Annotated in this window: 12 protein-coding genes; 7 read left to right on the forward strand and 5 right to left on the reverse strand. The window is 40.4% G+C overall.

Translation table 11 applies throughout. The annotated features are described in order from the left end of the window. The first annotated feature begins 50 nt into the window (after window positions 1-50). The 4 genes from VEZ01S_RS05205 to VEZ01S_RS05220 all read left to right on the forward strand — a co-directional run bounded on the left by VEZ01S_RS05205 (window position 51) and on the right by VEZ01S_RS05220 (window position 6,116). Window positions 51-1,343: an ATP-binding protein gene (locus VEZ01S_RS05205; protein ID WP_255209329.1), complete on the forward strand. Its 1,293-nt coding sequence runs from the start codon at window positions 51-53 to the stop codon at window positions 1,341-1,343. Window positions 1,344-1,345: 2 nt separating this feature from the next. Then, complete coding sequence (locus VEZ01S_RS05210; protein WP_021712963.1) at window positions 1,346-2,581, forward strand: ABC transporter substrate-binding protein; 1,236 nt, start codon at window positions 1,346-1,348, stop codon at window positions 2,579-2,581. Between the two features lie 148 nt (window positions 2,582-2,729). Next, entirely contained in the window at window positions 2,730-4,250 is a 1,521-nt protein-coding gene (locus VEZ01S_RS05215; RefSeq protein WP_021712964.1) for a PTS transporter subunit EIIC, read from the forward strand. 300 nt (window positions 4,251-4,550) lie between these two features. Further along, entirely contained in the window at window positions 4,551-6,116 is a 1,566-nt protein-coding gene (locus tag VEZ01S_RS05220) for a polysaccharide lyase 6 family protein (RefSeq protein WP_021712965.1), read from the forward strand. A 167-nt stretch (window positions 6,117-6,283) separates the two neighbouring features. On the opposite strand, the gene VEZ01S_RS05225 is transcribed toward VEZ01S_RS05220, so the two are convergent. The 4 genes from VEZ01S_RS05225 to VEZ01S_RS05240 form a co-directional block, all read right to left on the reverse strand. After that, on the reverse strand, window positions 6,284-7,123 hold the full coding sequence (locus tag VEZ01S_RS05225) for an FTR1 family protein (RefSeq protein ID WP_021712966.1): 840 nt from the start codon (window positions 7,121-7,123) through the stop codon (window positions 6,284-6,286). Between the two features lie 238 nt (window positions 7,124-7,361). Further along, entirely contained in the window at window positions 7,362-8,759 is a 1,398-nt protein-coding gene (locus VEZ01S_RS05230; RefSeq protein ID WP_021712967.1) for a vWA domain-containing protein, read from the reverse strand. 9 nt (window positions 8,760-8,768) lie between these two features. Beyond that, window positions 8,769-9,350, reverse strand: coding sequence for a TadE/TadG family type IV pilus assembly protein (locus VEZ01S_RS05235; protein WP_021712968.1), 582 nt, complete (start codon window positions 9,348-9,350; stop codon window positions 8,769-8,771). After that, window positions 9,350-9,835, reverse strand: a complete 486-nt coding sequence (locus VEZ01S_RS05240; RefSeq protein ID WP_021712969.1) for a TadE/TadG family type IV pilus assembly protein — start codon at window positions 9,833-9,835, stop codon at window positions 9,350-9,352. Before VEZ01S_RS05240 ends, VEZ01S_RS05235 begins: the two co-directional genes overlap by 1 nt. 922 nt (window positions 9,836-10,757) lie before the next feature. Here VEZ01S_RS05240 and VEZ01S_RS05245 point away from each other — a divergent pair. The 3 genes from VEZ01S_RS05245 (at window position 10,758) to VEZ01S_RS05255 (ending at window position 13,338) form a co-directional block, all read left to right on the forward strand. After that, the gene (locus VEZ01S_RS05245; protein ID WP_021712971.1) at window positions 10,758-11,642 is read left to right on the forward strand and encodes a LysR substrate-binding domain-containing protein; all 885 of its coding nucleotides are present in this window, start codon (window positions 10,758-10,760) and stop codon (window positions 11,640-11,642) included. Between the two features lie 171 nt (window positions 11,643-11,813). Beyond that, window positions 11,814-12,713, forward strand: coding sequence for a 1-acylglycerol-3-phosphate O-acyltransferase, YihG family (yihG, locus tag VEZ01S_RS05250; RefSeq protein ID WP_021712972.1), 900 nt, complete (start codon window positions 11,814-11,816; stop codon window positions 12,711-12,713). 25 nt (window positions 12,714-12,738) lie between these two features. Further along, entirely contained in the window at window positions 12,739-13,338 is a 600-nt protein-coding gene (locus tag VEZ01S_RS05255) for a LysE family translocator (RefSeq protein WP_021712973.1), read from the forward strand. A 22-nt stretch (window positions 13,339-13,360) separates the two neighbouring features. On the opposite strand, the gene VEZ01S_RS05260 is transcribed toward VEZ01S_RS05255, so the two are convergent. Next, window positions 13,361-14,542, reverse strand: coding sequence for a multidrug effflux MFS transporter (locus tag VEZ01S_RS05260; protein ID WP_021712974.1), 1,182 nt, complete (start codon window positions 14,540-14,542; stop codon window positions 13,361-13,363). Window positions 14,543-14,610 lie beyond the last annotated feature (68 nt).

A 14,610-nucleotide genomic window follows, 5' to 3' on the forward strand; every position in this document is an offset into this window, starting at 1 on the left:
TTTGGTATACAAGTACTTCTAATTCCAAAAAGGAATCAGCATGGAGTGCCATGTCTGCAATAACCCTATCAGCCGCCGATACAATAAATTACTTTGTAGATTTACCATTAAACTATAGACACTTGGTTCTTGAACAATTGAGAAATATCGGAGGGACGCGATTTTTTATATCTGTAAATAATCACTACATCGATATCAAACCACTAGAAAACTATCCAATAGTTCAAGACATTGAATTTAACTCAACCGCTCTTTTATATGACAAACTGAATTACCAAAGTGATACATCGGTAGTTATCACCAAACGAGAAGATTTAGTTGTTTTTGATTCAAAAATAAAAATAGATGATCTTCCTGCGCTGTGGAGAGATTATACTTTAGTTTTAGGTGAACTTGATTTACCTATAGTTGTAATCCAAAAAAAATTAGATGATGGCCACTGGTTATACATGGCTACTGTTTTGCCTTTATCTTTTAGTTCGATCACAAATGTTATTATTGAAAGTAAGCAGTTGTTGTTTTTCTTGATAGTTACGATCCTTTTGTCATTTGTTTCTTATATTGTAACGCAAAAAGAAGTTCGTCCTTTTCGTTCTTTAGCCAAATCGGCATCTTTGATGAGTGCGCAATTAGAAGTTGATCAGATCAAGGAGGAGGGAAGCGCTGAAACACGAGCAGCGATTCATGCATTCAACAAGATGAACTACAGAATTAAATCTTATTTGAGAGATAGAGAGCTATTCTTTAACGCTGTATCTCATGATATTAAAACACCATTAGCCTGTTTAAAACTCAGAACTGAAATGCTACCAGATGAAAAAACTCGCGTACGATTCGAAAAGTTACTCAAAGATATGGAGCTTATGCTGAATGGAGCATTACAGTGTTTAAAAGACGAAGGTATACATGAAGAGTTAGAGTGGGTTGATATAATCGATGTTATTACTTTATGTTCTGAAATACATAATCAAAATGGGCGTAAGGTTTACATAGAATACAATAGTGATGTCGAAATTTTCGGGAAACCATTGGCAATAAAGCGGTGCATATCAAATGTAATTGAAAATGGTGTTAAATATGGAAATAAAGTGGATATTTCAGTTGTAATGAAGGGCAAACTTACTTCGATTGCTATACGCGACTATGGAGAAGGAATACCAACAGATAAGTTTGAAGAAGTATTTAAACCCTATAGTCGCTTAGAGCCATTGTCTGTTGATGTTAGTGGTTTGGGTCTTTCCATTGCTAGAAATATAGCGCGTAACCATGGTGGAGACATTATGTTGTCTAACGCAAAAGATGAAGGACTGGTTGTTCAAATTACATTGGAAAGTGTGAAATAACGATGAATAAATTAGTTGGACTTCTATTGTTTTTATCAAGTAGTGCTTTTTCAGAAGAAATTGAGTTTTTACATTGGTGGACCTCAAAAGGTGAATTATCAGCACTATCTGTAATCGAAGGTAGATTTTATGATTCTCAATACGTTATTAAAAGTGACCCGATAGTCGGCGGAGGTGGGAAAGTAGCGAAAAGTACACTGCAATTTAGAACTATTGCGGGTAACCCCCCTAACATGGCTTTGATGGAGGGCCCTGCTATTTCTTCTTGGGCTGCTTTAGGCTTTCTATTGGAATTAGATGATATTTCGGAAATAAATACATGGGATAAATTTCTATATGATGATATAAAAAGTATAAATAAATATAATGGTAAGTATGTTGCAATCCCATTAAATATTCATCGATTAAATTGGATGTGGATTAATAATGAAGTATTAACCAAATTTGATCTAGACGTTCCGCATAATTGGGATTCATTAATTAATATCTTAAAGACCTTAAAAAGTTCAGGAGTAGAACCAATTGCTTTAGGTAATGATCAATGGCAAATAGTTCAATTGTTCGAAAATATCGCATTTGGTGTTGGTGGTCCAGATTATTATATGAAAGCATTTGTAGATCTTGATGAGAATTCTCTTGGAAGCGAAACAACAGAACTTGTATTTAAACGTTTTAGGGAAATTAGCAAAATTAATGCCTCCTTATTACCTACTATGACATGGGACGAAGGTGTAGCAGCTTTAATTCGTGGTGATAGAGCTTTTCAGTTTACGGGAGACTGGGCTCTGGGTGAAATGTTAAATAATAAAGGTGATATTCCAGAACATATTTTGTGCGTGCCATTTCCTTCGATAAAACCAGGTTTTATTTATAACTCCGATAGCTTAGTTTTCTTTAAGAAGTTTTCAGAAAAAGAACAGTTTCCAGAGAGTATTTTAGAGAACATATCTTCTCCTTTATTTATAAAAGAAATGAATAAAAGAAAGGGTAGTATTCCTGCTCAGCATAATATATCGATTGATGATTTCTCTGAATGCCAGAAAAAATCCTATTTAGATTACCATCAAGCAAAAAGAGATAATGCTATTGTGCCTAGTATTGTAGATTCAATGGCGGTTGATCCCGTCATTCAAAATGCAGTCGCTAATGAGGTATATCGATACTTTCTTGACGAATCAATCGACACTCAAAAGGTCATTCATCGCTTATTAAGCATTCGAGTGAAGAGACTAAACTAGGTCATAATTCTTACTTTAGATAATACTTTTATCAACTATCAGTTTGTAAGTGAATAACTTACAAACTGATAGCTATATGTAACCTTGAACATAATTTGTAGTGCTATTTTACCTTTGATGAAACGTGAAACTAAAAAGGATTATAACTATGTTCAACAACCTTAAGAGTGCATTATCTCGCCTCTCTTCTATTGGGAAAGCTTTGATGCTCCCAATATCAATACTTCCAGCCGCTGGTTTATTGCTAGCGTTTGGTGCCAAGTTTGATCTACCCCTTATGATGAGAGCAGGGGGAATTATATTTGATAATTTATCGTTATTATTTGCTGTAGGTGCTGCCGTTGGTTTAACAAAAGAATCTGGAATTGCAGCACTAGCCGCTATTGTTGCTATGTTGGTAATGAATGCAACAATGGGGACATTTTTGGGGATTACCCCGGAAATGGCTATTGCTGGTGGTAAATATGCGATGGTAATGGGGATTCCATCTCTGCAAACGGGAGTATTCGGTGGCCTGATTGCGGGTGTTCTTGCGGCAGTAATGTATCAAAAGTTCTTCAATACTAAGCTACCAGATTTCCTTGGATTTTTTGCTGGTAAGCGTTTTGTTCCTATCGTTACGGCTTTTGCTGCGTTCTTAATAGGTCTTGTTTTACCTCATATTTGGTCGTACATACAGTCGGGAATTGACGCTCTTTCTCATATGGCTAATGGCGGTAATATGTATGTCTCTACTTTCATTTATGGCTTTATGGAGAGAGCATTGATTCCTGTTGGCCTCCATCATATCTTCTATAGCCCTTATTGGTTCTCTTTTGGTGAATATACTTCTGCATCAGGTGCTATCGTAAATGGTGACCATACTATTTGGTTCAAGATGCTTGAGGACGGTGTTCGAAACTTCTCTACTGATGAGTATCAATCTGCTGGGAAGTTTCTATCTGGTAACTTTGCTATTTATATGTTCGCTTTTCCTGCTGCTTGTTTGGCAATGTATCACGAAGCCAATGATAAAAATAAGAAGATTGCAGCCGGTATTTTAGGATCAGCTGCTCTAACATCATTTGTAACAGGGATTACTGAACCGGTTGAATTTGCTTTCATTTTTGTGGCTCCGTTACTTTACGTATTTTCAGCGATTATGGCAGGTGTATCTTATGCGGTTACATATGCGTTAGAAGTGCATATTGGTAAGACGTTCTCAGCAGGAGTGATTGACTTTATTTCATTTGGAATATTGCCATCAATGGATGGGTTTAATACAAACTGGATTTATGTCATTGCTTGGGGAGCGGTGATGGCGACGATATACTATAGCGTTTTCCGTTTTGCCATTCGCAAATTTAACTTCAAAACTGTCGGTAGAGATGACAATGAAGTGCAAGCCGTTAATATTACAAACGAAGAATTAGCTCGAGAGCTCATTCCTTTAATTGGCGGAAAGTCAAATATCACCAATATTGGTGCATGCATTACAAGACTACGTTTAGAGTTGAAAGACTTAACAATTGTTGATGATGAGGCCATCAAATCTTTTGGAGCTATGGGTGTCATACGTGTCGGCTCGAATGGATTACAAATAATCCTTGGTTCAAAAGCTCAATTTGTTGCGGATATTATTTCCGAATCCAATGATACGAACTCTGCTCAAGCAGTTGTTTATTCATAAGTAAATGAGTTTGGCTATAGCAAAGGCTATAGCCAAACTCGATATCTATTAGTAGACAATCTATCCAGTACGTTTTCCCGGTTTTTTCCCTCCTATCGACTGCTCTAATACTTGTACTGACTTCATTTTTCAACCCTAAACCTTGATAGTGTTACTTGTAGTATTTAAATACATGACATGGTCGACAAATTGATGAAAAAGACAGGTGTTTGATAGCAAACCTGAATCTATGCAATTGCTTGAGTGTGATTATTGTTGCTAATGTGCGTTTCAGAATAAATCCCTACAAAAGAGACGGTCATGAAAAAGGCACCCATTTTATTAATCGCAGGTTCTTTACTATTAGCTGGTTGTGCATCAAACCAAGGTAAAACCGAGCTAGTAACTAAACCCACTTTAGTGATGGTAGATCAAGGCGTTAGCATTGCTTCAATGCAACAAGTTCTTGAGCTTCGTGAAAGCATTGTGAATGCGAAAGACGGTGATGTGATTAGCATCAAAGCCGGTCATTACCGAGATTTAGGCAGCGTAACCCTAACAGCCAATAATGTGACGATTAAACCTGAAGTTGCGGGAAGCGTTATTTTTAATGGTTCAACTCAGTTCATCATCAAAGGCGATAACAACTTAATTGAAAGCTTGGTCTTTACTGATGGCGGCGCGACATTGAGCACGGTAAGCCACGATGCAAACATCATGGGTGTATTCGGTATCTTTGGTAAAAATAACACGCTAAATAACTCGGTTATTTACAAGTTCAACGATTATGCTTATGTGCCAGATTCTAAGGGTAAGTACCCAAATATCCGTTGGGTAACTGTGGGTGGTGAAAACAACAAGATCACTAACAATACTTTTGAAGGCAAGTACAAGCGTGGCGCAATGTTGGTTGTTCAAACCTCAGCGAAGCTTGAGAAAACGTTAATTGAAGGCAATATTTTTAAAGATTTAACCGCTTTAGATATTGAATTGATTGAAAATTCTAACCCTAAAATGGTGAGAACAAACCGTAATGACCGTCAAGCTATCCGTGTGGGTGATAGCCATAATTCATTGTTTGATTCTCAAAGTGTGGTGAAGAATAACTACTTTGACAATATCAGTGGTTATGTTGGTAAAACCGGTTCTGGTGAAATTGAACTGATTTCGATTAAAGCCAGTGGCGTTACGTTTGATAGCAATACGATTCGCAACAGTACCTCGATGATTTCACTAAGACACGGTCATAATAACGTTGTAACGAATAACGTTATTCTGCCAGATGGCACTGTAAACTCTGGTGGTATCCGAATTTATGATGAAAATCACCGTATCGAGAATAACTACATTGAAGGGACTTTAGGTAAGGGCACTTACCGTGGTGGTCTTGTTCTAAACACGGGCATCATTGATGTTGCTAATGGTGAAGTACTGAGCAAAGATTCAGTGGGCAAAACTCTGCAAAAGCAGTGGACACCAAAAGATGTTGTAGTGAAAAACAACACCTTAGTGAACAACACTCAGGGCATTTTTGGTAGTAACGCGATTCACCGCGTCAGCTTGACGGACAATACTCGTGCAGAGACTATTTTCCCTGCGGTAGATACGGTATTTGAAAACAACTTATCAATTGCTGTAGAGCCGGGCACAAACGCATTTAGACAGTTTGAAGGCGAGAAATTCAAGATGGTAGGTTCTAAATTCAAGAACAACATCTTCTACGGTCAAATTGAAGGATTGGACCCTCTGCCAAAAGGTATCTCAACAGAAAAGCCAGCAATGGAGCGAGATGAGCAAGGCTTAGTGAAAGCGGTAGGCGGTGTTGGTGCATCTAACCTAACGGTATTGACTGAAGATATGGTGGGTTCTTCTATCGTATTTAAATAATAGAGTTCTATAAACTCTTTATTGGTGGGGTTGGTCGTCATTGTGGCAGGTAAGCGCATAATGAAAGATCAGCCCCATTTTTTATGGGCGGGTGTTAATTTAATGCTTACTCCTCGAAGAAGACTCATGTTCTCGTGGAGACCTTCCAGTTTTCCCTGTTTCTCTTTTTAATCAATCACTGAGGGTGGTAAGGGGATAGCCCTAACTCTTTTCCGCTTCGCATTTTTACTTATTATGAATATAGCCATAAATGTCGCGATATAAACGATCAACTGCATTAGGCTAGGTTTTTCGGTATAGCCTACCATTACGCGCATGATCAGTGCCAACCAATTACTGTGGTGATCAAAGTAGGGAGTTGTGTTCCAAAGTTGTGGAATGATGGGGGGTAAAAGGCCGATGCTTGATAGTTTTATCACCGCTTGTCCAGCCATTCCTGCACTTAATAGCGCCATCAATGTAGGAAAAACACTCAGTGTAATATTGACTTCGATAAGGATTAAGCCGGCGTATGCCACCGCGCCTACCACTATGGTTTGTAGAACACCGATCAGACTGCCTATGATGATAGAAGAGTGGGTAATATCAGATTGATGAACTAAGTTCAGGAGAAAGAATGCGACGTTGAATCCGTCACGCACTACTATGAACACAGCGATGAGCAATAAGATAAATAGAGGAAGGGCGCACTTCCATGTTTTTATATTCGCCTCGCTATTGTCTTTGGTAAACGGTTTTGATTGTATAAAAATAGTTGTTGTAGCAATAAGATAGCTCAACAAAATAAGAAAGGCAGCTTGAGTGAGTTTCGCTTTAAATGCCGTTGCGAGCCAGGCATTAGTCAGGGCGACAATAGCCAATACGACAGCCGTGACAATACCCATTATACAGCCATAAAATAGCCATTTTTTCGCATCTAAAATGCCCTTAGTGCTGATCAAAAGTAGAGCGATAATGAGTGCGATATCAACCCCTTCTTTGGATATAATCGCGATACTAGCAAACATAAAAATCCTTGATAATACTAACCGAAGTTCCATTTTCAGTTTGCATTGTCACTACTATGGGCGTCTTGTTACAGATAGATAAAGTAGAACTTAGTTGTCATATTTGAGGGGGAGGGCTGGTGGGTTCTTAAACCACTGTTTTTGCACTGAACTGTAACGAACAAACTTGTAACGAACAAAATTCAGTGCATTGCGCTTAATCTCGCTTTTAATCAGCCCTTGCGTTGTTTGTGTATTGTTACAAGGTAAGCCTGATAATGACGTCTAGCATCTTGTCAAAACAGGGCCCTAAGTCGTCTTCGTTTTGTGCAAAGCAGTATAAGCCTTGTTTTTGATCCGCTTGAAACTCGCCAGCGGTCGCTGCTCTACTTTGCATACTTGGGTCATTTGCCATCCGATATAACATATCTTCTCCCGTGCCGTGCCCCATGTCATCCAATAGAGCATCACCCAACCCAAGAGTAAATACGTATACGCCGTCTTCTCTGGCTTGGTAGGCCATTTTTTCTGGAAGATCTCGAGAAATACTCCGTATTACATTCTTAAAGTCGGTTTTATCGCCTGAACCACCAGAGTAGGAATAAGTGGTATTGCCCGCTCTAGGACCTCCGAGTAATGAAAACCCATGATAGCTGTCGTTATTAGAGATGCTGACGTATTTGTAGATTTCACTGCCTTGACTGTCATTATTTGAACTGACCGTGTTGCCATTTTGTAATACATAGGACATTCGATCGCGCATTTTAGTTGGGTCCCATAGCCCCCTAGCTTCACTGTCGGTGGTGGATATCGAGGCAAGATAAGTGTTGTTGTTATCGACAACAAAGTTAGAGGTGAAGGTATTTGGTGCGCCATCGGTAAACACGACAATGACTTTCAAATTAGCGGATAAGCTATCGTTAGTGTCAAACTCGGCATAGCCTTGATAGAAGCCCTCAGCAGTATTAGTGTAGTGGTTGCTACCTCCCGTCCTGTAGGTCATCGTATCAATCTTTTGTTCTACATCGCTGCTACTATAGCTGCGCTGAACTAAGTTAAAAGGCACAACTGCATTTGCACCATAACCGTATTGGGTCACCGCGACTCGATCAAACTCGGGATTAAAGTTACTTAAAAAGTCTTTAGATCGTTGCTGAACCACATCGAACACATCTCTTAATGAACCGGAGTTATCAATCACCAGTGATATATCTACAGGGCGACGAATGGTTTCTGCCTCAACGCCTATTGCCCAAGTATCAAAGCCTAAAAGCCGGATAAAAGAGGTCGGCATATTAGCGTTTGCGGTAAGAGAGATAGAGATATTCCCTTCGCTATCATAGTTAAATACCGGAGTGGATAACGACGGATGACTACTTTGAAGTGCTTGAGAAATATTAACGTTGAAATACTTCTGTGCGGCGGCGGTAGCATTAGCTTCGCGTAAGGTTTGACTGCTGCCTGACGAGACGGCTCTTGCAGCCGCAATGCCTGCGGCGTCAATGGCGGCGAACAATTTTGCCTGCATGCTATAGGCTCGGCCGGAATCAATGGCTAATCCTGCCATGATCAACAGAAAGGGTAAGGCGACAACCGTCAGTAATACTGCTAATCCATATTGACGTTTTGAATGTTGTGTAGTTCGAGTCTTATCCATAACGACTCCTTAAAGGTAGGTAATTTCTTTGATGGTAAAGTCACTATCAAAGATCAGTGTCGAAATCGGAGAATAGCGGTACATGACCTCGACAACGTAAACAGACTCACCACTGTCTAGCTGTAAGGGAAAATCCGTGAGTACTGGATCTGAATCCATATTGCATATCCCGTTATCGTCCCCCGTCCATTCTGAACAGCCACTCCATGTGGAACTGCTGGCGGTATAGCCAAAGTCACCCCAGCGATATTGCTGACTTAATACCGGATCTATTGGGTTACCCCCGTCATCCTCTCTTCCGACCACTAGGTTAATGTAAATAATGCCATCTTGATTTAAATCTAAGGGATCGGATGTGGAGGCAATGGTGTCCATGACTTGTTCAGGTGTTTGAGAGCTGTTGCGAGAGATGAGGTTTGCTCCCTCACGGCTGATACTGATGATGATGTTGTTCGCTTGTATGACTTGGGTCAATTCGAAAATCCCCATCATAATAATGAGTAGGATAGGCACGATGAAGGTCATCTCTACCGATGCAAGCCCGGCTGTTTTTGTTCGAGAATAGACGTTATCCAATTGAATCCTCTTCATCAAAATGCCTCATTCTTCATTGCTGTTTTAACCACAAACTTGTATTTACCATCACTTAGCAAGGGATAAATAATAGGGCTGAAGGTAGGCCATTCGCAGGCAATTTCTAGAACAATGGCCTCGCCTGAAGCGCCAAACGTTCCATCATTAATGTAGCTGCCGTTGGAGCTGACTTTTATACCGTTATTGGTCACAACCTTAGACATAAGGCCGTTAGAGGAGAGGTCAATTTTTTGTAAAATGGCTTTGCCACGTTCTTGATTGCCGTCTTCGTCTTCGTCGGGGTCTAAATCAGTACGACCCGTTATTGCATATCTAGCCCCTTCGCGCACGGCGTGTTGCATAGTGAGTTTTACGTATCCATAGAGGGCAAAGTCGACAATAGTAAACAGTAAGGCAAACAGAAGGGTAGCAACGATAGAGAACTCTATAAGCGCTATACCAGATTGTTTAAGGTGTGTTTTTACTCCTTGAGAAAGGGACACGATTGATTCTCCATGATGTGCTCCCACTATTATTAAAGGTTACTCGCTGTGAGAGGCAATTTTCTGTTTCCACTGCTTTCTTCTTACCTGACTTCTGTACAAAAAGGATTAAATGTCGAGATTCGTTTAAGTCTTAGCATTATTTCTATTAACAATATCCCCTAAATGAGACCGATGACCTTAATGGTGTACAAAAAACACTCAATATAATGAATAGTTCAACCAGAATACTTATTCAAGTATGAAAAAAGTCGTAGGTTTAACCTTGCTGTTGGTCGTTTTTTATTTCCTTTGCCATTACAAATGCTTACAAATAATGAAGATTTTATGACAAAGGAATATTATTTTGCGCTACTTCCATATGAGCCTATATTGGACTGCCACTCAGGGCCGTTCATTCCTCGAGTTTTAGCGCAACAGAATCTGATATGACTCACTGAATGACCATTTTATGCGTGTGGTTTCATGGTGGTGACGGTATGGTATTAAGAGTGAATAGAGTCTATTTCGGATAGGGAGTGGTACGATGAAATTGGCAAAGCGTTTTATGACAGGTAAAAATGCAAATATCACAGAAGAGCAGCGTAAGGAAAGCGCAAGGACGCTACCTAGGTTTCTATTGTTCTTGGGTGCTTTGGTTGGGTGGTGTTCGATGGTGGTGTATTTAACACTTAGTGTGTGAGTATCATCAATAGACTAAAAAGAGGCACCGCCTCTTTTTAGTACTGTCACTTTCTTCAAACGTCTATTTCAATGCACTTTCTGGCGCAACTTGTTGAAATAGCTTCTCTTATATTCTTTCGATGTTACGTTCACTCGTTTTATTCTGACGATTATGTAATGTTAATTTTAGCCTTCTAGACGTTTACATGTTCAAATCAGCCCTGTATGTTAGTAGCGTTAAAGATCACTAGGACAGATGATGTTAGAGCTAAAGCATTTAAGGACGATTCAAGGGCTAGCCAAGTTTGGCTCTATTGCCGCTTGTGCGGAAAATTTACATATCACTCAATCTGCTATTTCTCATCAACTTAAAGAGCTTGAAGTACGTATTGGTGCACAGCTGTTCTATCGTAAAACCAAGCCCATAAAGTTTACCTCTCAAGGGCAAGTGGTGATTGCATTAGCCGATAATGTGCTCCCTCAAATCGCAGCGGCAGAAAAGCAACTAACACATTCAGACTTAAATTCTCGTTTTACACTCGCGATAGATTGTCATAGTTGTTTTCAATGGTTATTGCCGACAATTAAACAGTTTCAAAACACTTTTTCTTGCTTGGATGTGGATCTTGAGTCTGGTTTTCATCAGCACCCATTAGAGCGATTATTAGCCGGAGAAATCGATGTCATGATCACCTCGGATGTCGAGTCTAGAGGAGATTTATATTTTATCCCATTGTTTGGTTATGAGTTGCAGTTGGTGATGAGCAATGATCACCCGTTAGTGAGCAAAAAAAGCATTCAAGCGAGCGATCTGGCCGCACATGCTCTTTTAACTTATCCGGTGGATAAGCGCCGTATGGACGTTTATAACTTATTTTTAAAGCCCAGTGGTTGTGAGCCATTAAAATGGAAAACCGTGGACAACACATCCACCTTATTGCAAATGGTATCAGGAAGCTTTGGGGTTGCAGCCCTACCTGAATGGGCGGTTCGCACTTTTGAAAACCAAGATTTGATCGCAACCCGTCCTTTAGGTGATGGAATTCGTCGCCATCTTTATGCCTGCGTACGTGTTGCGGATAAAGAGAATGACTACATACAAGCCTTTGTAGATATGACAAGGGAAATGAATGCCAGTCATTAGAGATTCGATGAACCCATCCCTCTCATTTTGTCAATCAATGTAGTTTTCTGATCAATCTTTGTTCGCTAAGTGTGCAGTAGCGTCTATTCGTTGGAGAAAATACACTTTTGCGATTAATCTGTTTACGATTCTGAGATATGATTACGCCTTCACAAGCAAGGGACTTAGTAAATGCTTAAAAATATACAGATGATCATGAATGTTTTTCTGGTCATGTTGAATACGGCCTTCACTTCATTTGTAGTTAGTATTTTGGCAATTATCAAATTTGTTTTGCCATTTCTAGGAGTGAAAGTCGCCATGAGTAAATTGGCGAACAAACAAATGTGGTTGTGGGCCACGATCAATTTGTGGTTGCTGAATGTGAATAACAAAATTGATTGGCAGATAGAAGGCGGTGAAAATCTGTCTAAAGATCAATGGTATCTATTGATCTCCAACCATTTAAGTTGGGCTGATATTGTGATTTTGTCTTCGGTAATGAAAGACAAAATGCCAATGGGTAAATTTTTGTTAAAGCACAGCCTATTGTATGTTCCCTTTGTTGGTTTAGCCTGTTGGGGATTGGATATGCCCTTTATGCGTCGCCATTCGCATGAGTATTTGGTTCGCCACCCTGAGCGTCGCAATGACGATTTTGATGCCATCAACAAGGCTTGTGAGAAATTTCGACGTGTACCGACAACTATGATCAGCTTTGCCGAAGGAACGCGTGCTAGCCAAGAAAAAATGGCCACAGCCAAGACGCCTTATCAGCATTTACTCAAGCCTAAAACGGGTGGGGTGGCATTTACTTTAAATGCCATGAACGAATTGCTCAATGGTGTAGTGGACGTCACCCTCGCTTACCCTGAAAACCGTGAAAATCCGTTTGATGACTTGTTGAAAGGGCGCATGACCAAAGTGGTTGTGAACATCAAACTTCATGAAATTGATGAGAACCTAAGTGGTGATTACTTTAATGACAAAACCTTTAAAAGAGGTTTTCATCGTTGGTTAAACGGTGTGTGGCAAGATAAAGACGACTTCCTTAAAGGTGTTTACTCGTCTACCTCCGACGAATCACAGTAATAGTCTGTTTAACTTAGGTATCTAAATGGAACTTTTTTCCGCAATTTTATTGTTCGCGTTTTCCAGTACAATCACACCGGGCCCAAACAACATCATGATGATGACTTCTGGGATGAACTATGGTGTAAAGCGTAGCTTGCCTCACTTTATGGGGATCTGCATTGGTTTTCCGACTATGGTGGTGGCTATTGGGTTAGGGCTGGGATCTCTTTTCCAGTGGATACCGAGCCTACACGATGTGATAAAAATTCTAGGTATTGTCTATTTACTGTATCTTTCTTGGAAAATAGCCTCAGCTGAAACCGATTCCTTGTCTTGTGAAGAAGCTAAGCCATTTACTTTTTTCCAAGGGGCATTGTTTCAATGGGTAAACCCTAAAGCGTGGATCATGGCCACTGGAGCGGTGGCAACCTACACCAGCAATGGGATGAATATCTACAGCCAGGTAGGACTCATCGCTGGCTTATTTTTCTTAGTGGCATTTCCTTGCGTGGGGGTATGGTTAGTTTTTGGAACAAAAGTCAGATTGATATTGTCCGAACCTAAGCATCAGAAATTATTCAATGTATGTATGGCGATACTATTAGTACTGTCTATTGTGCCAGTCATTGCCGAATACCTTTAACCCTCCCTCTTTTTGTGCCAAGTCAGTGACTTGGCACTTCTGTTTTAAACCCTCTATAAATGCTGATATAGGTGAGCGTGGCAAATACTGCGATGACACATCCCAGTTGCCATGCGTGACGAAGCCCCATACTCATTAAGCTCATACTGATAAGAGAAGACACTATCATTTGTCCGCCTCCTTGCATTGCCGCCGCCGCCCCGGCTTGTTTGCTGTAGGGCTGCATTACCATTGCCTGTGCACAAGGCATAGCAAACCCATTCCCCAACACCATAAAGAATTGCCCTAGCATCAACCACAGTGGTTCTACTGGGCACAAAATTAGCCAAGTGGCGCCAATGAGTTGGATAAAGGGTGCCATTTTTAAGGTTCTGTGAATGCCAATGACAGGGCGAAGTTTGTTGCTAACAGTAGAGCCTATTAATAAACCTATCGTTGGAATAATGGCCCACAATGCGTATCGGTCGGACGTCATACCAATTTGATTTTGCAGGATGAAAGGCATTAAAGAGGTGGTGGTGACCGTTAAACTAAAGTTGAGCCAAGAGACACTGGCAAAGCTGACAAAGTAGCGTGATTTAAGAAGCTCTTTGTACTGATGAAACATGAATTTAGGGGATGGGATGGCTTTTTTATTGTGCATGGTCTCTTTAAAGCCAACTAATAACATCAGCCACGCAAGCGCCACGTAGCCAAGCAAGGAGACAAACACCATTCCCCAACCTAAATAATGGTTAATAAAACCACCGATAATAGGAGCGACCAGAGGCGTCAATGATGCCACCATCGCAATGTAAGACAGAGCTGTAGGCAGTTGGCTTCCGCTGTAACTGTCTCTGGTAGAAGCGCGGGCCAATACGGCACAACATCCTGTCCCTAAGCCTTGCAAAAAGCGCCCTAGTACCATGGCATGAAAGGAGTGAGATAAGAAAATGATCGACATTAGACCTAGCATGGCAATAAGTAAGCCAGAAAGCAGAATCTTTTTTCTTCCTAGTGCATCGGACAGTGGGCCGTACACAAATTGAGAGGGGCCAAATCCGAGTAAATATACGCTGACTAACAGCTGAGCTTGATCTAAAGAGATAGAAAAATCTTTGGCAATCCAAGGCAGAGATGGATAGACCAGCCCCATGCTTAACTGACCGATGCTAATAATGGCGCATGCCAGTAAGATAGGTTTTTTTTGAAATGCTTGAGTCATGAATGTCCGGTGTGATGAGAGAGCAACGTACGTAAATCGCGGGTTATCCTAGCATGTACAAATGCCAT

This window comes from Vibrio ezurae NBRC 102218 (assembly GCF_000467185.1).
In the GTDB taxonomy this organism is placed as follows: Bacteria; Pseudomonadota; Gammaproteobacteria; order Enterobacterales; family Vibrionaceae; genus Vibrio; species Vibrio ezurae.